This is a genomic window from Saccharospirillum impatiens DSM 12546, from assembly GCF_000423605.1.
GTDB lineage: Bacteria > Pseudomonadota > Gammaproteobacteria > Pseudomonadales > Natronospirillaceae > Saccharospirillum > Saccharospirillum impatiens.
This window is the reverse complement of record NZ_AUIH01000009.1, coordinates 75,012-92,835: the sequence shown is the minus strand read 5'-3', so window position 1 is coordinate 92,835 and position 17,824 is coordinate 75,012. Positions and strand designations below refer to the sequence as shown.

12 protein-coding genes are annotated in these 17,824 nt (G+C 57.1%); 2 read left to right on the top strand and 10 right to left on the bottom strand.

What is annotated here, in order from left to right:
• Positions 1-70: 70 nt before the first annotated feature.
• From G565_RS23520 to G565_RS0108455, 4 genes are all read right to left on the bottom strand, one after another.
• On the bottom strand, positions 71-1,645 hold the full coding sequence (locus G565_RS23520) for a glycerol-3-phosphate dehydrogenase/oxidase (RefSeq protein ID WP_084649293.1): 1,575 nt from the start codon (positions 1,643-1,645) through the stop codon (positions 71-73).
• A gap of 288 nt (positions 1,646-1,933) precedes the next feature.
• The gene (gene fic, locus G565_RS0108465) at positions 1,934-3,052 is read right to left on the bottom strand and encodes a protein adenylyltransferase Fic (RefSeq protein ID WP_028670534.1); all 1,119 of its coding nucleotides are present in this window, start codon (positions 3,050-3,052) and stop codon (positions 1,934-1,936) included.
• 160 nt (positions 3,053-3,212) lie between these two features.
• Positions 3,213-8,789: an excinuclease ABC subunit UvrA gene (uvrA, locus tag G565_RS27665; protein ID WP_028670533.1), complete on the bottom strand. Its 5,577-nt coding sequence runs from the start codon at positions 8,787-8,789 to the stop codon at positions 3,213-3,215.
• A 185-nt stretch (positions 8,790-8,974) separates the two neighbouring features.
• Entirely contained in the window at positions 8,975-9,460 is a 486-nt protein-coding gene (locus G565_RS0108455) for an Hsp20 family protein (RefSeq protein ID WP_028670532.1), read from the bottom strand.
• A 366-nt stretch (positions 9,461-9,826) separates the two neighbouring features.
• On the opposite strand from G565_RS0108455, the gene G565_RS0108450 reads away from it, so the two are divergent.
• The gene (locus tag G565_RS0108450) at positions 9,827-10,384 is read left to right on the top strand and encodes an RNA polymerase sigma factor (protein WP_245584154.1); all 558 of its coding nucleotides are present in this window, start codon (positions 9,827-9,829) and stop codon (positions 10,382-10,384) included.
• Positions 10,369-11,154 (top strand): hypothetical protein, encoded by a 786-nt coding sequence (locus G565_RS0108445; protein WP_028670530.1) that lies wholly within the window; start codon positions 10,369-10,371, stop codon positions 11,152-11,154. Before G565_RS0108450 ends, G565_RS0108445 begins: the two co-directional genes overlap by 16 nt.
• A gap of 167 nt (positions 11,155-11,321) precedes the next feature.
• Here the strand turns inward: G565_RS0108445 and G565_RS0108440 are convergent, their stop codons facing one another.
• The 6 genes from G565_RS0108440 to G565_RS23510 form a co-directional block, all read right to left on the bottom strand.
• Positions 11,322-12,809, bottom strand: a complete 1,488-nt coding sequence (locus tag G565_RS0108440; protein WP_245584153.1) for a M28 family peptidase — start codon at positions 12,807-12,809, stop codon at positions 11,322-11,324.
• 537 nt (positions 12,810-13,346) lie between these two features.
• The gene (locus tag G565_RS0108435; RefSeq protein WP_028670528.1) at positions 13,347-14,012 is read right to left on the bottom strand and encodes an SAM-dependent methyltransferase; all 666 of its coding nucleotides are present in this window, start codon (positions 14,010-14,012) and stop codon (positions 13,347-13,349) included.
• 15 nt (positions 14,013-14,027) lie between these two features.
• Positions 14,028-14,861 carry a heme ABC transporter ATP-binding protein gene (locus tag G565_RS23515; RefSeq protein WP_051207617.1) on the bottom strand — a complete coding sequence of 278 codons (834 nt, stop codon included), beginning with the start codon at positions 14,859-14,861 and terminating at the stop codon, positions 14,028-14,030.
• Positions 14,854-15,900 carry a FecCD family ABC transporter permease gene (locus tag G565_RS0108425; protein WP_028670527.1) on the bottom strand — a complete coding sequence of 349 codons (1,047 nt, stop codon included), beginning with the start codon at positions 15,898-15,900 and terminating at the stop codon, positions 14,854-14,856. The genes G565_RS23515 and G565_RS0108425 overlap by 8 nt, the downstream gene beginning before the upstream one ends.
• Positions 15,897-16,739, bottom strand: coding sequence for a heme/hemin ABC transporter substrate-binding protein (locus G565_RS0108420; RefSeq protein WP_051207615.1), 843 nt, complete (start codon positions 16,737-16,739; stop codon positions 15,897-15,899). Before G565_RS0108420 ends, G565_RS0108425 begins: the two co-directional genes overlap by 4 nt.
• The gene (locus G565_RS23510) at positions 16,736-17,770 is read right to left on the bottom strand and encodes a hemin-degrading factor (RefSeq protein WP_037338354.1); all 1,035 of its coding nucleotides are present in this window, start codon (positions 17,768-17,770) and stop codon (positions 16,736-16,738) included. The genes G565_RS0108420 and G565_RS23510 overlap by 4 nt, the downstream gene beginning before the upstream one ends.
• Between the last annotated feature and the right edge of the window lie 54 nt (positions 17,771-17,824).

Genomic DNA, 17,824 nt, shown 5'->3' with positions numbered 1-17,824 from the left:
TCACGGTGATTATATCGGACCGGTAGTGTACCGCGTCACCGGGCTGATTAGAAACGGCAGCAGGCCATTCTCAGGCCGCGTTTACCAACTGCTGTAGCCGCGCCTCAATCTGCTCTTTTGCCTGTTGATCGAGCATGCCAACCCTCAGCCGACGGTTAAGTACGTCATCCGCCTTGCAGGCCCCTTCAAATAGCATCGCCCAGGCCAGTTCGGCTTCAATGTAAGGCGCGCCGCTAACCAGACGTTCTGGAGAGCCCGCTGCCAAGACCAGGTGCGCGCGGTCGCCATAGGCTTGCCAGAGGTAATCGGCAATGTCTTCTGGCTGGTCCTTCAGGGCCGATTCAGCCGCCGCAGCATCTCCATTGGCGCCGGGCAGGCGCAGATCGTACGTTTGGCAGGCTTTGGCGTTCAACCCCCGGGTTTGTTTGACGACAATGTCCATGCAATCTTCCGCCATACGACGCCAGGTGGTCCATTTGCCACCGGTCAGACTGAACAGGCCTTTGTCTTGCAGGACAACGTGATCGCGGGTCAGGCCTGATGTGGAGCTCTCGTCCGGGTCAGACACCAAGGGGCGCAAGCCGGAGAACGTCGCGCTGATGTCACTGTGGCTGACCGGTTCGTCCAGCCATTCATTGATGTGTTTGATGATGTAATCGATCTCTGACTGGCTCGCTTCCGGACGGTCGCTCAACTCAGCCGGGTCATCAGTGGTGCCGACCAGTGTTTTGCCCAACCAGGGCAACAGGAACAGCACCCGGCCATCGTCGGTTTCAGGAATCAGGATGCCACGGCCATCGGGTAGCAGGGTTTTATTCAGCACCACGTGAATGCCACTTGAGACGGTCATCAGCGGTTTGGCATTCGGATCGGCCTGCAAGCGCAGGGTGTCCGTCCAGGGGCCGGTGCAGTTGACCACGGCTTTGGCACGAATGGTCAATGTTCGCTGGCTAATCAGGTCGGTGCAGCGAGCACCCGCGACAGTGCCGTCGTCGTGCTTTAACAACTCGTTCACGTCAACATGGTTGGCGACGGCCGCGCCCTGCTCAACAGCCGAACGAACCATGGCGACGCCAAAGCGCGCATCATCGAACTGGCCATCCATGTAGCTGACGCCGCCCTTGAGCGGTTTGATGTCGAGGCTCGGACAGGCGCGTTTCATTTCGGCGGTGCTCTCAATGCGCGATTTGCCCAGGCGCTGTGAGCCGGACAACACATCGTACAGACCCAGGCCGAAGCGGTAGTAGGGCAGGCCGATCAGGCTTTTAACCGGCGTGATCAGCGTCAGCGGCCAGGCAAGATGCGGTGCCATGGCGAGCATGCGCTTGCGTTCGGCCAGGGCTTCACGAACCAGTTGATACTTGCCGTAGTCCAGCCCTTTGAAGGCCTGCTCCAGGTAGCGCACGCCCCCGTGAATGAGTTTTGTGGAGCGGCTGGACGTGCCGGCCATAAAATCCTGACGATCGACCAGTGCCGTGGTCAGCCCGCGGCTCAGGGCATCCAGCGCAACCCCGGCGCCACTGGCACCGCCGCCTATCACCAGAACATCCACCTCAGCCTCGGCCAGGCGGTCCAGATGATCGTCCCGGTTCCAGGGTTGTACGGTGGCGGCTTGGTGGCTTGCAGCAGGGTTGGGCACAGACATGGTCGCTCCACGAATAAGATGATCAGTAAGATGCAGTCTAAATTCGTTTTCGTAAATGTCAAAATTATTTTCGTTAATGTTCGTTTTGCCTCCGAAGGCCCCCTAAGGCAAGTCAATCAGCAATGAGTTCCTCCGCGGCCTCAGGTCAGGCAAAATAAGTAAAAATGAGCAACACAGGCCACCCTTGAGTGGCCGTTGTATGCTGCAATGAATGACTCTATTCAACAGGCTGTTATGGATTGGTATCAGAACGACATTGTTGACCGTGGTGATCTTAGTTAGCCAATATCACTGATAAGGCGTTATCTCGTTACTGTCGCTTGTCATCAGTTGCAACAAGCGGGGGTTAAGGAACAGCTTTTCATTGCCAGCGGTTTTTTCCTGCAACACGCCGATCTCCACCAGTTGTTTTAGATAACTAGAGGCCGTTTGTCGTTTGGCGATGTCTTTGTCTACCAGGTTGCTGATGCGGCAGTAAGGCTGCTCAAAGAGGGTCTGTACCAGTTCAAAGCTGTACAGCTTAGGAAGCTGATGCTTTACATGCTGTTCGGTTTGGGTAATCAACTCTCGCATAGCGGCGATTTTTTTACAGGTCCAGGAGGATACTTGCTCGATTCCTTTGAGTATGAAGATGATCCATTCCTGCCAGTCACCGGTGCGGGTAACGTGGTTGAGTAAGCGGTAGTAGTCGCTTTTGTGTTGAACGATGTAACGGCTCAGATACAGAATGGGCAGAGTCAATAATTGTTGTTCGATCAGATAAAGCACATTCACGATTCTGCCTGTCCGGCCATTGCCGTCATGGAAGGGGTGAATGGCCTCAAACTGGTAATGGCTGATTGCCATTTTGATCAGTGGGTCGGTGTCGTCTTCCGCTTGCAGGATGTTGTGTAGATAGTTCTCCCAGTTGGCGAGCAGGTTGCGGATCACTGCTTCGCCACAGGGTGGGGTGTATATCGTTTCACCGGTGTTCTGGTTGCCAATGATGGTGCCAGGCACTTTACGGATATTCATGTCCACACCCTTGAGGGTACTGCATATATCCACAGCGGTATTGGTGCATAGCGGCTTTTGCTGAAGCTTGATGAAGCCTTCATAGAGTGCCGTGCGGTACTGGAGGGCTTCTTTGGTGGCAGGGTCGGCACCCTGAGCTTCCTGCGCGTATCTGAACAGCTTGTCGGTTGTGGTGACGATGTTTTCTATCTCGGAGCTGTCTTTGGCTTCGAGTAATGGCAGCAGGTTGATGAGCAGTGTTTGATTCGGAATAAGCTCTCCGGCCTGTTTCAGTTCCGCCAGTGCGGCACGGGCAGGAATACAGGCTTTGAGTATGCCCAGCGTTTCCGTGCTTGCTTTAGCGGGCGGCAGCAGCGGTAACTGGTTGTAGGGTTCGTCTGGGCGCCAGGCCATGTACAAATTCCTTTGAAATTTCGACATAGATGGTGGTTCTGGGGAGTCTATGTCGATACGATCAACATAGCAATGAGCTATGTCGAAAAAAGCCGGAATAATCGACATAGCCTGCATTAATGGCCTGGCTTGGTGGCTGGAGTCGATGTCGTGTTCCTGACTACCCGAGGACCTCCTTCAGATACTGCCCGGTGAAGGAACGCTTGCGCTTTGCCAGTGTCGCCGGTGTCCCCTGGGCGATAACCCGGCCGCCGTGTTGCCCACCTTCGGGGCCCATATCGATGGCCCAGTCCGCTTCGGCAATCACATCCAGGTTGTGTTCAATCACCAGCACTGAATTGCCTGCATCAACCAGCCGATGCAATACACGCAGCAGTTTGTCCACATCGGCCATGTGCAACCCAACCGTCGGTTCGTCGAGCACATAGAGGTTGTGTTGAGATCGCCGACCCTTGTTGTCTTCCGGGGTCATATTGGCCTTCGCCAGCTCGGCCACCAACTTGATGCGCTGGGCTTCACCGCCGCTGAGGGTTGGGCTTTGCTGACCGAGTGTCAGGTAGCCGAGACCCACATCCTGCAACAGGCTGAGCGCGTGGTGGACTTTGCTGATGGGCGCGAAAAACTCGGTTGCTTCGTCGATGTTCATCGCCAGGACTTCACCAATGTGTTTGCCCTTGTAGGTGACGCCCAGTGTTTCATCGTTGAACCGCCAGCCGTGGCAGACATCGCACGGAATACGCACATCGGGCAGGAAGTTCATTTCAATTTTTTGCTCGCCCTGGCCGCCGCAGGCATCGCAACGCCCGTCGCCCGCGTTGAAGGAAAAGCGGGCGGGTGTGTAACCGCGCAGCCGCGCATCGACCGTACCGGCAAAGAGTTTGCGAATGCTGTCCCAGATGCCGATGTAGGTGGCTGGGCAGGAACGCGGGGTTTTGCCGATAGGGGTCTGATCGACTTCAAGAATGCGATCAATGCTTTCCCAGCCCGCTATTTGCTCGGTTCCCTGCCAGCGGACTTTGGCTTTGCTTCTCGTGTTCTGGCTGGCGATGGCGCGTTTCAGATTGGGGTAGAGCACACCGCGTATCAGGGTGCTTTTGCCGCTGCCACTGACACCGGTAATGGCGACCAACTGGCGCAATGGCACGCTGACGTCGATCGTACGCAGGTTGTTCTGATGCGCACCTTGAATGGTCACATTCTCTGGCTCCCACAGCTGGCGCATATCGGCATTGCGCAGCGCTGGCATGGGGTGGCGCAGCGGCTGCGAGAGCATTTGACCGGTCAGCGAGCGCTTGTTGCTCATGATCTGTTTCAGGCTACCGTGAGCGACGACTTCACCCCCGTTGATGCCCGCGCGCGGGCCCATGTCGATCAGGTAGTCGGCTTCGCGAAGGGTGTCTTCATCGTGCTCGACCACGATCACAGTGTTGCCCTGTTGCTGCAGTTCCCTAAGGGTTTCGATCAGTTTGCGGTTGTCCCGGGTGTGCAGGCCAATCGTCGGTTCATCGAGCACATAACACACGCCCTGCAGGCTCGACCCCAATTGAGCGGCCAGTCGGATGCGCTGGGCTTCACCACCGCTCAGGGTCGGTGCCGCGCGGTCGAGGCTCAGGTAGTTGAGCCCAACCTTTTGCAGAAACTGCAAACGACTGTGCATTTCAGCGAGCAAGTCACGCGCAATCGCCTCTTCTTTTGTGTTCAGGGTCAGTTTGCCGAACCAGTGTTCTGCGGCGTCTACCGGTAACGCGGCGAGGTCGGCAATCGAACGGTCGCGAAAGCGCACGGCCAGGGCCGTCGGGTTAAGTCGCTGACCCTGGCAACTGGAACAGGGCTTTTCGGTAATGTCATCATCCGGTTGCCAGGTATGCTCTTCCCCCGTCTGTTCTTCATCAAAGCCTTTAATCTGACTGCCGGTGCCGTAGCAGGTACCGCACCAGCCGTGTTTGGAGTTGTAGGAAAACAGCCTTGGGTCAAGCTCATCAAAGCCCGTACCGCAACTGGGGCAGGCACGCCGGGTGGAAAACAGACGGTCCTGTTTACGGCTTGCCTTACCGGCTTTAGTGGCGGTGACGATGACCAAGCCATTGCCCAGGCTCAGTGCCTGTTCCAGGCCTTCGGCCAGGGTGCGCTCGTTTTTCGGGGAGACGGTGATGTCGAGTAACGGCAGCTCAATATCGTGCTCTTTATAACGATCCAGTGCTGGCCAGTTGTCGGTTGGCTGGTATTGCCCGTCTACGCGAAGCCGGTCATAGCCGCGGCTGGCTGCCCATTCCGCGAGCTCACGGTAGATGCCCTTGCGGGCGACAACCATAGGGGCGAGCAAAGTAACGGCCTGACCGCGAAAGTTTTTCTGCAGACGGGAGAGTATGGCGCTCGGGGTTTGCGGTTCTATCGGAACGTCGCAATCCGGGCAATGCTGGGTGCCCAGTTTCACGTAGAGCAACCGCAGGTAGTGATAGATTTCGGTCAGGGTGCCCAGCGTACTTTTACGCCCACCGCGACTGGTTCGCTGTTCAATGGCCACCGCTGGCGGTATGCCATAAATAGCATCCACGTCGGGTCTTGCTGCCGGTTGCACAAACTGGCGCGCATAGGCATTAAGCGATTCCAGATAACGGCGCTGGCCTTCGCCAAAAATCAGATCAAACGCCAGGGTACTCTTACCACTGCCACTGACCCCGGAGATCACGGTCAGTTTATCGCGCGGCAAGGTGACATCGATGTTCTTTAAATTGTGTTCGCGGGCATGGTGAACCCGAATGGTGTTGTCAGTGGCGTGTTTGGTTTTCGCCGTATAGCGGGCGGCGATCTCAGCAACCCCTTTGCCGCCTTCCTTCAGCGAGTGCACATAATCGTGCAGTGCCCGGGCGGTATGACCGGTGTGGCTGGCCATCACCTCTGCAGGCGTGCCCGCGATCAGCAATTCACCACCCGCATCGCCACCTTCCGGCCCGATGTCGATGATCCAGTCGGATGCGCGCATGACATCGAGGTTGTGTTCAATCACCAGCAGCGAATGGCCAGCGTCCTGTAATTGACGAAAGGCAGTCATCAGCGTGGCAATGTCAGCGAAATGCAACCCGGTGGTGGGTTCATCGAACAGAAACAGGATGTGCTCCTGTGTTTTGCTTTTGCCCTTACTTGCCGAACCGGTTGATGCCAGGTGGCCGGCCAGCTTGAGCCGCTGAGCTTCGCCACCGCTCAGGGTGGGAACGGCCTGGCCCAGTTGCAAATAGGTCAGGCCCACATCGGCCAGTGGTTGCAAGCTGCGTTGAATGTCCGGCTCGTTTTTGAAAAACGCCAGGGCCTCGGTGACGGTCATGGCGAGTACGTCCGCAATCGATACCGGGCTTGAGTGATCGGCGTCGGCGGCCATGGGCAGGAGTTTGATTTCCAGAATTTCATCCCGGAAGCGTTTTCCGTTGCAATCGGAGCAGCGCAAATAGACGTCGCTCAGAAACTGCATTTCTACATGCTCGAAGCCATTGCCCTGACAGGTCGGGCAGCGCCCCTGGCCGGAGTTGAAGCTGAAGGTGCCCGGTGTGTAACCCCGCTCTTTGGCTTGCGGCGTGGCGACAAAGCGTTTGCGAATCGCATCGAAAGCACCAACATAAGTCGCCGGGGTTGAGCGGGTGGTTTTGCCGATCGGGCTCTGGTCGACCAGTACCGCGCGGTCTATGACATCCAACCCGTCGATTCGGTCGTGCGCGCCCGGCGCTTCGGTCTGCTCGCCCTGATGTTTGAGAATGGCGGGGTACAGAATCTGCCGCATCAGAGTGGATTTCCCGGACCCACTGACGCCCGTTAGGCACACCAGTTGGCCGAGGGGAATACTGACATCTATATTCTTTAAATTGTGTTCGCGGGCGCCTTTTATAATGACCCGGTTGCCCGAAGGGTCGATCGGTTGTACAGGTGCAGCGCTGACCTGGTCGGTGCCATTCAAGTAGCGGGCGGTGAGATTATTCTTGCGCCGGAACAGCGACTTGGGCGTTCCGAAAAACTCGATATTCCCGCCAGCTTTGCCGGGCCCCGGGCCAATGTCCAGAATGCGGTCGGCCGACAAAATGACTTGCGGGTCATGTTCAACGACGAGCAGTGAATTGCCGGCATCCCGCAACCGGTGCAGAACCGTGACCAGTCGCTCAATATCGCGAGGGTGTAAACCGGTGCTGGGTTCATCCAGCACAAACAGGGTGTTGACCAGCGAGGTGCCGAGCGCTGTGGTCAGATTGATGCGCTGCACTTCGCCACCACTCAGCGTGCGCGACTGGCGATCCAGTGTCAGGTAATCGAGGCCCACTTCGCACAGATAGCCGAGGCGCGAGCGGATCTCGGTGAGCAGCAGTTGGGTGGGCTCGTCGGTATCGGTGCCCGCCAGTTGTTTGAAAAATTCCGCGCAGCGAGCCAGCGGCAGTTGCATCAAATCTGAGATATTGAGCCCAGGCAGTTGCCGGACAATCTTGTCAGCCAGTTGAGTGCCAACCGGTACAAACCGGTCACGGTCGTTCAGTACCTGGTCAGCGGCTTTCAGTGAGCCTACGCGCCACCAGAGCGATGTGGGTTTCAGGCGGGCGCCGCCGCACGCTTCGCAAGGCGTGTAGGCCCGATACTTCGACAGCAGCACCCGGATGTGCATTTTGTAGGCTTTGCTTTCCAGCCATTTGAAAAACTCCTGAACGCCATACCAGACGCCCTGGTCCCAGTCGCCTTCACCCTCGATCACCCAGGCCCGGTCTTTCTCGCTGAGTTCCGACCAGGGTGTGTCGATGGGTATGCCGCGTTTTTTGGCATAGCGAATCAGGTCCCGTTGCACTTCTTCATAGGCCGGTGTCTGAATGGGTTTGATGACACCCGCTTTCAGGCTTTTGCGTGGGTCCGGAATGACCAGCCCGTAGTCGACCCCAATGATGCGGCCAAACCCCTTGCAACTGTCGCAGGCCCCGATGGGTGAGTTGAACGAAAACTGGCTGGGGCTGGGTTCGGGATAGTCGATATCACAGCGGGCACAGTGGTGATGGCTTGAAAACCGTTCACCGCTACCGGCTTCCCGGTCATCGCCCAGGGGGTAAACCAACACATGGCCCTTGCCATAGTGCAGCGCTGTTTCCACCGCTTCGGTCAGTCGGCTGCGGTTATCACCGGTCAGTTTCAGTCGGTCCTGAACCACTTCAACCCGGTCACCCTCGCGCCGATGAATGCGGGCATAGCCTTGCTGGTTGAGCAGTTGTGATACCTCGTCATCGCTCAGTCGTTCCGGCACGTGCAGCGGAATGCACACCATCAGCCTTTGCCCGGAAGGCCCGGCGGTAAACAGGGCGTTTACGATGCTTTGTGGCGTATCGCTGACGACTTCGTGACCGCAATTCTGGCAATAGAGATGCGCGAGGCGGGCAAACAGCAGTTTCAGGTAGTCGTTCAGTTCCGTCATGGTGCCCACGGTCGAGCGGGAGGTGCGTACCGTGTTGCTTTGCTCGATCGCAATGGCGGGCGGAATCCCGTCGATGCTGTCGACAGCGGGCTTGTCCATGCGGTCCAGAAACTGGCGGGCGTAGGCTGAGAAGGTCTCCACATAACGGCGCTGACCTTCCGCGTAGATGGTGTCGAACGCCAGTGTCGACTTGCCCGAACCGCTCACACCGGTGACCACCACTAACTCTCCCAGCGGAATGTCCAGATCCAGATTGTTCAGGTTGTTCTGGCGCGCGCCGCGAATACGAAGGGTGTCGTGAGGCATGGGATCAGCATCCGGTTGAAGGGTTCAGTGATAAGGTACTATAAGGGAGGGAGAGGATACGTCCAAGGAATGCCCTTGGATGGCGCTGTCTGGCGTGGTTCTTGTACTACTTCAATTTCTCGGGTTTATGAGTAGCCATAAAAAAAGGGACTTGCGTCCCTTTTTAGCAGAATGGCATATCTAGATCAGGCGACTTTGGATTGCTCTTTGCTGTCGCTATGCTCGATCGCCGAGCTGGTTGCTTTGCCATTGATGGCAATGCTCTTCGGCTTCATCGCTTCTGGCACTTCCTTAACCAACTGAATGGTCAGCAGGCCGTGCTTCAGATCCGCGCCGCGCACTTCGACGTGGTCGGCCAGATTGAACTTGCGTTCAAACGACCGGTAAGCGATGCCCTGATGCAGGAAACGACGATTTTTGTCGCTCTCACTACCGGCTTTCTTACCGCCGACCGTCAGTACACCGTTCTCGACCTGAAGGTTCAGCTCGTCTTCTTCGAAACCGGCAACGGCCAGGGTAATGCCGTACTCATTTTCACCGGTCACTTCGATGTTGTAAGGCGGATAACCGTTGGAGGTCTGTTCACCGCGCATGGCGGAATCCAACAAGTTGGCCATACGGTCGAAGCCAATGGTGCTGCGGTACAGTGGTGTTAAATCAATGTGTGTCATGGTCATATTCTCCTAACGAAGCAATACAATGGTCAGCCCCTTGGGGGCACTGGTTAGATAGCAATGGGACTCTCAAAGAGACGTCCTGCTGCACGACTTAAGATAGGGTTGGTGCGGAAGGTTTCAAGAGCTAGAGCAATGTAAAAAATATGTCGGCACGATCTCGGCATCGAGCAAAAGTGTCGGCCAGAGCATCCATAACCGGGTCGGGCCTCGTCTGGGTTATACGTTCAACCCAATTGATGCAGGAGTGACTTGAATGATTGCTGGCAACGGAAGAAACAAGAAAAGCTTGCGACTTCCCCTCGCAGACACGAGTAATAAGGTCCTTTATACTGATCGTGGATCATGAAAGGAATTGACCCTTTGACCGCACCTTCCCGAACCAGAGAATCAAACCCGGAAGAAGCCGAGCGAATGCAGCGATGGCTTGGCCGGGTGTGTGCTCAGGATACCCAGGCGCTGCGCAGCCTTTACGAGTTGACCAGCCCCCGCCTGATGAGTGTGGCGGTACAAATCCTCAAAGACGACGGCGAAGCGGCTGATGTCTTGCAGGAAGTCTACCTGAAGGTCTGGCAGCAAGCGGCAGATCACCGGGGTGTGGGTTCCGTGTGGGGCTGGCTGATCGTTACCACGCGTAACGCCTCGCTTGATCGATTGCGCAGTCGCAACCGTAAACGTGAACAGTCGCTGGATGATATGGACCCGGCCGATGTCGAAGGCCAGACGCACAATGCGCTGGACAGTGGCGTTGAGCGGTGTCTCGAGTTTCTGAACGGGAATGCCCGTCAGGCCATCGTCTTGTCCTATATTTATGGCTACAGCCACCAGGAAGTCCAGCAACGACTGGAGCGCCCCCTGGGCACGGTGAAGGCCTGGATTCGTCGCGGTTTACAGGAGTTGAAACGATGTCTCGAAGCTTGAGGTATTCCAACCCGGAAGTATGCGACCAACTGGCGGCCCAATACGTTGCGGGTGACATGACCGCCCGGGTGCGCCGTCGAATGGAACAGTTGATGCGTGAGCATCCGCCGCTCAAGGTTGCCGTAGCCGACTGGTCCGACCGCATGTTGCCGCTGCACAATCGCTATCCGGAGCAGGCACCGCCTGCAGATATCTGGCACCAGATTGAACGCTCTTTGCCCGTTGACCGGCAACAGGCGACTGCGTCATCCAAACTATCCACCGCATCGACGCAACGACCAGGCGCCTTGAGCCGCCTGCTGGATGTGTTCAATCCATCAGTCTGGTGGCCTGCGGTCATGGGCGGCGCAGTGGTAGCGCTGGTCATGGTGACGCTGAATATGGGCCTGTTCCAATCGCCGGGTACAGTTGGTCCAGCCTATATGGCGCCGCTGAGCTGGGAAGGGGACGTGGCTCTGGTGGTCAGTGGTTATCGCAGCGACGGCGACCAACCCGCCTGGGTATCCGCTCAATGGTCGGCGCGTCTCGATGACCGTCCGGAAGGGGCGACGCACCTCTGGGCTGAAACCGGAGACAATCGCGAGTGGGTGTATCTGGGTGCCATTACCGAAGAAAACAGACGCTGGGATCTCGACCCCGAGCGTTGGCAGGCGGTGATGGAAGCACACCGGCTGGTGGTGAACGACAATCCCGGCGTTATTCAGCCGCAGTTGGCGATACTTGAAGGGCCTTGCATTCAACTGGGTAGCTGGGATACGACGGAAATTTAGTCGGGATCAAAGTAAAACTGATGTGGGTGCTCCCAATAATATTAACTTGGCAGGCGGCAGAATTGCTGTAAATGTGATCAAGCTGCTATGAGCTTGGGGTCATTGGGCGAGTGGATAAAGAAAAGAGCAGGGCAAACCCTGCTCTTACAGTGTACCGGGTCGCGGATTTATTTAATCCAATGCTTGCCCCAGTGGGTGATGTCGTACTGAACAGCTTTGGTCATGAACGTCTGAATCGACGGTTCAGCTTCTGCGGCTTCTATTTGCTCGTCGATCAAGTGCGTAGTCTGGGCAAAGATAGAAGTTACAAAGGCTATGGCGTCTGCATTGACCTCCAGTGCACGCAGATCGAAGTTCTCGATGGTGTCGCAGGCTGCATGATAGCATTCGTCATAGGCTACACCGGCTTCACCACCGAATACCGAGGCCTCTTCTTCGGTCTTGATGACTTCTGCGCCAGTAAAGAGACCGCCGAAGGCGATGTCTTCAACGAAGAATTGCGCGTAGTCGGAACGGAAGCTGATTTCGCTGTCGACAAAGGATTCGCCTCTCAGCTCGAAGTATGTCTCGAACACGCTTTCGATGGCTGCTGATCCTGCTGGACCTTCTAGCCCGAACTCCGAACCGCCGCCATCGTAGATGCCGTAAATAAAGTTCGGCGAAGCGATCATGTCAAAGTTCAGGTAGGCCTTGATGCGCCCAAGTTCGGTTTCGTCGAGGTTTTGTACATAGCGGGTGGAGCCTACCAACCCGGCTTCTTCGGCACCCCACCAGGCGAAACGGACTTTGTTACGGGTACGGGCTTTTTGCATCAGGTTGGCCATTTCCAGCAGGGCGGCACTGCCTGATGCGTTGTCGTTAATGCCTGGGCCTTCGGCAACGGAGTCAAGGTGGGCACCGAGCATCAGGACATTGTTCGGGTTACCCCAGCGGCTTTCGGCAATAACGTTGTCAACCGAGCGGGTTTCCCGCAGCACGTCGGCAAGCATCGATAATACCAGGCCGTCTGTCTCTGCCCAGGTGACGCCGTTTTCATAAGTTGCGAAAAAGACCGGTATGCCGCCGCTGTATTCGTCACCCAGGGTGGCGTTGATCAGGCCTTGGCGATCTTCAGCATTCCCCTGGTTGAAGATAATCGCGCCCACGGCTCCTGCTGTCGCAGCATTTTCGGCTTTTTGCTGGAAGCTGCAGGCACCGCGTTGCATCAGCGCGATGTTGCCGGACTGAAACGAGTCGAAATCCTCGATTTCACAGCCGCTGGTCGAGGCATTTCCCTCACCCAGTTCAAGGTCCACTGTCTGCGCCGTGCCGGATACGTTGCCAGGCTCTGTTTGGGAGAGGTAGGTGACATCTTCATTCCAGACATAGCTGGTCGGCGTTGGGGCCAGGGAGCTTAATAGTCCTTCACCCAATTCGTAAAACGCGGTGAAATCGAAGGCGTCCAGGGTGACGTTGTAGCCCATGTCTTCGAGCGAATTGGCAACGAACGTTACCGAGGCATCATAGCCGGACAGGCCTGCAGCCCGGTTACCGCCGTTTTCGTCGGCCAGGCGTTGAAACTCTTCCAGATACGGCACGATGTTCTCAGCCTGCATGCAGCGCGGTAACCGCATGGGCGTGGCCCACCGGATCACGCGGCATTCGTTTCGGTGCATGTGGGCACCACTCCAGTACGCATCCAGAAAATACGAAAATGCGGGATTAGAGGCACTATTCAGATTGCCTTGGAAGGGGTTTGCTAATGCAGAATTGCCGACGAGTAAGGCGCCTGTGGCCACAGCGCCCGCCAACAGGGTTCTAGGGTTGATTGGATTCATTGTTAATCCCTTGGTTGGTTATATTTATTTTTCGCCTATAACTCCATCAATACAGGCAGTTGTTCCGCCTTGTACAGCTAGGGACCTCGCCTAATTTTTCAGAGCCTCCTTTAACCAAGTGGGACGATCCATACTGGTAGGTTTATGCAGATTTTCCATGAACCGGGTCCGGTTAGTGGAAAAAATGACTACCTACTGCCGTAAACCCGGCGAAACAGTAAAGAAAAGTGGGATCCCAATAGTGTCTCTAACGTGACTGAATGTTTCTGGTCTGCCGCCTGGTCAGCTCAGGGTGACAGAACTGCCGGTGAATCATGATGGTGTTCATCGTTATGAATATTTTGAACAGTGTCCCCAAAGTGTCGTTTGTTGAGTTCAGTGATTTTCCAGCAGCGGTTCATACAGCTCCAGCATGAACCGCGCATCCTGTTCTTTGGGATTGTTCAGTTGTTTGCGGGCATGTTTAATCAACTTCTGCAGGTGTGCCCGATGCTCGGGCACCTGGGCATTCCAGAATGGAGCCGGGTTGCTGATCGGGTTAATAGCGCGTTCTCGGTTTTGGCTGACCCTCAGCCATTCATAGCCCCGTCCGTTCTCAAAAACGACGCCTTCGTCCAACACACCAAAGCCTTGTTGATGCAGATAACGCCGGACCTGAAACACCTTGTTGGCGGGTGAGATCAGCCAGTCGGGCTGAATGGTCGGGTTGCGTTGCGTAACCCCGGTAATAATTGCTTGAGCGACTTCATCGCCTACGCCCGCCAGTACCAGCAACTGAGTGCCCTGGTTTGGCAGATTCAGTTGTTCGGCGGGCAAGGTATGTAACTGGTAGCCTTTGGCACCGTAACGCTTCAACCGGTCTTGCAGATCCGCCATGATGGACGGGATCTGGTCAACAAAATGCACCTGCGGGGTTCGCTGGGTTTCCAGTAGCCCAAGGCCCAGCCGGCCGTGATCGCAACACAGGTCCCAGACAGCGTCGTAGCCGGGAGGGATGGCTTCAAACAAAGCGGTTAGTCGTTTTCCGAGTCGGGTTTTCATGACGCTATGGTAGCGTCAACCGACTGCGACGTCTGCGCTTTCTATGTCCGGAATGTGCGGTGCGACTAAGGGGTTTTCACGAGCGACCAGTAATGGCCAATCGGCTTCCGGGTGATTCAGCCGGTGGGTGTGCAGAGAAAACGCCTCCACCATCGCTTCGGGGGTAAGACAGTCTTTGACTGGCCCCGAATCGAGCAGGGCGCCGTCTTTCAGAATGAGCACCCTGTCTGCATATTGGGCCGCCAGGTGAATGTCGTGGACGATGGCCAGGACGCCAATGCCCTGGTCGGTTAGCGCTTGCACTCGCTGGAACACCTGATGCTGGTGCGATGGATCAAGGCTGGCGGTGCATTCATCCAGAAACAGGTAGCGATGGTCAGCCTGGGATGACAACAGTTGGTTCAACACGCGCGCTAACTGCACCCGTTGTTTTTCGCCACCGGAGAGCGCTGTGTAATACCGTTCGGCCAAATGCCCGGTGCCGGTCAGTTCCAGTCGCTCCAGAGCGGTTTGCCGTTCTCGTCGTGAATTGTTCAGCCCGAATGGCGTGCGCCCCAGGGATACAACTTCCCAGGCTTTGAACGGGAAATTCATCGGGCTGGACTGAGGCATAACCGCACGACGCTTCGCCAGGGCCTGCTTGCAAATCCCTTTTATCGGCTCGCCGTCGTAACTCAATTTGCCCTGCTGTACAGGCCATTCACCGCTAACGACTTTGAGCAGGGATGACTTGCCAGCGCCGTTGGCACCGATAACGGCCACAACTTCACCGGGCGCCAATTGAAACGAAATCGAGTCCAGCAGGCGACGCCCGCCTATAGACCAACTGAGTTGGGCAACGTTAATCATGTTGAATGCCTTCTGTGGTTTGTCGCATCAGCAAATACAAAAAGAACGGGCCGCCGAGCAGGGCGGTAATGATGCCGATCGGCAATTCTGCCGGAGTGACCAGCAAGCGTGCCAGGATGTCGGCCCAGACCAGCAGCGCTGCGCCCACCAGACCGCTCAGTGGAATCAGCGCGCGGTGGTCTGGTCCAAGCGCCAGGCGCACCAGATGGGGCACAACCAGGCCGACAAAGCCGATCATGCCCGCCACCGAGACGCCGGCACCAACGGCAAGGGCGGTCAATACGAAGACGCGACGCCGAATCCGGTTCGGGTCAATGCCCAGATGGCTGGCGACGGATTCACCCATCAGCATGACGTTTAAGGGGCCGGCCAACAGTGGAAAGCCGATCAGTGACACGCTCATCCAGGGTGCGGCGATGGCCAGATCCCGCCACGTGACCGAGGCCAGGCTGCCCATGCTCCAGAAGGTGAAGGAGCGCAGCGCGGCATCGTCGGCCATATAGGTCAGTAGCCCTGAAACGGCGCCGCTGAATGCGGTGATCGCCACCCCGGCCAGGATCAACGTGGTTACCTGGCCGCCTCCCGGTGTCAGTCGGGCAATGCTGTAGATGATCCAGGTCACCAGCAAGGCACCCACGAAGGCAGCGAAGGGCAGGGCCAAAAAACCGAACGTGGCCATAAAACCGGCCAGAACCGTGTTGCCCAGAACGATCACCGCCAGGGCAGCCAGAGCGGCGCCGCTGGATACACCAATCAAACCCGGGTCGGCCAGGGGGTTGCGGAACAAGCCCTGAATGGCAGCACCCGCCATGGCGAGTGACGCGCCGATCATCAACCCCATAAGCACTCTGGGCAGTCGGATATCACCCAGCACAATGTCGATGTGCCTGGGCAAGTCCGGCAACGACATCGGGCTCCAGTGCAAAGTCCAGATGCCGAGCTCACGCAAACTGACGGGTACTGGCCCAAAGGCCAAAGCAGTCATCAGCGCCAGCGCCAGTAACACGCCAATCAAAACGGTGAACAGCCGGGTGGTCATGACCGGTCCGTCATTCGTTCCAGCAAGCCCTGCAAAGCGATGCCCAGGCGCGGCCCAAAGCTGAGCAGGTCGAGGTCATCGACGTTGTAGAGCTGACCATTTTGTACCGCTTGTGTCAGGCTGAGGGCCGGGTTGGCCGCCAGTTCATCGAGGGACTTCTGACTGTGAAACACCAGAATGACATCGGGGTTGGCATTAATGGCCGCTTCCGGGGTCAGCGGTTTGTAGCCTTGAATGTCGGCGAAGACATTCGTGAACCCAGCGACGTCGAGAACCCCGTCTGCCAACGTATCGCGGCCGGCGACCTGAAATCCGCGCGAGCCACCGTCCATCACGAACATCACATTCAAAGGCCCGAGTTGCTCGGCAATCGCCCTTTGGGCCTGCTCTACATCGGCTTCGACCTGCACCGCCAGTTGGTTGCCCGCCTCGCTGCGACCGACAGCCGTTGCCGTGCTCTGAATTTTGGCCACCAGCCCGGCTAGAGACGGTGTATTGTCGAGAATATCAATGTCGATGCCCGCCGCTTGCAGTTGCGACAACGCATCGGCGGGTCCCGCATCGGCCGTGGTGATCACCCGGTCGGGTGCCAGTGACAGAATGCCCTCGGCAGACAGGGCTCGCATGTAACCGACATCCGGCAGTTCAGTCGCCGCTGGTGGATAAATGCTGGTGGTATCGACCCCAACCAGATCGGCCTCGCCACCCAATGCATAGATGATCTCGGTGAGCGAGCCATCGATGCTGACCAGGCGATCCGCGGTTGCCTGGCTCGCGAAACTCATTGTCGCTGCCAGAGCCGCGATCACCAGTCGGGCCTTCCATTTCAGGCTTGTCATGCCGCCACCACCGCTTTGCTGACCAGTTCGTCCATCAGGGCGCGCCAGTCTTCGCGCTCATGCCGGCCTTCTGCCCGCTGACCAAAGAATTGGACAACCGAGCGGCCCTGCTCATCAAACCCTTCCAGAGAATGCACCCAGCCATCGACGGTAGGGCGACGGCTGATCCAGGCGCTGGCCAGCCCTTCGGTGTTCAGGTGCAGGTTAAAGTCCGGATCCAGAATGTTGAACCAGGGGCCGGTACGGCGCAGCGTGCCCGGCACCCGGGTATGAATTTGCACGGCGCCGCGGTTGCTGACAAAGGTCATCAGCGGAATCTGACGTAGCTGGCAGGCGAACAGGGCGGTTTCGATCAGATGAGCATCAACCTGCAGGGCCAGATCGTCATCTGCGGCTTCAAAGGCGCTTAAGCGGTCCACACCGTGATTTTTGAGCAGGGTGTTGAACTGGTGTACGTCGGTCAGTGCCCGCCAGTCTTGCATCATGGCTTCGGCTGAGCCAGACAGGGAGGTACGCTCATAGGCAGGGGCTTCGGCAAACTCCGGTGTGATGGGGGTGTCACTGTGTTGCGCAACCAGGTTTTCCCAATGGGCGATCTGGGTGTCCACCAACCGATAGAGTTTGATGACGGCGGTGCCGCTGTCGTCAAACACCTGGATGCTCTGCCGCTCCCCTTCGGTAACCGCCAGGGTGTAACGCCAGTTCCGGAAAAAAAATCTCTGATCCTGCTCTCCCAACTCTCCAGTCAGAAACATCCCCATCATGCCGCCCCCTTGAAGGTCGGCAAAGCGACCGCTGGTTTCATGCACAGCGTTGTCGTTGCGTACCAGAGCCATCAACCGGCCTAGCCCCGGCAAGTGAAGCGCGAGGTCTCGTCCGGTGGGTTGCAGCGGCACCGCATTGGCACCCGGTTGAGCGAGCAGTAGCTCCAGCTCGGAAACACCAAGCAGTTCGGCAGCGTTGCGGATGCGCAGTGAAGGCTGATCCTGTTTCAGTTGCAGCCAGGCGCTTGCGAGGGTGGATTCAGTCATGGCGGTGTCCTTTGTCGTGGTGTTGTTTTGGCGAGTCGGGCTGTTTTGTTAGCA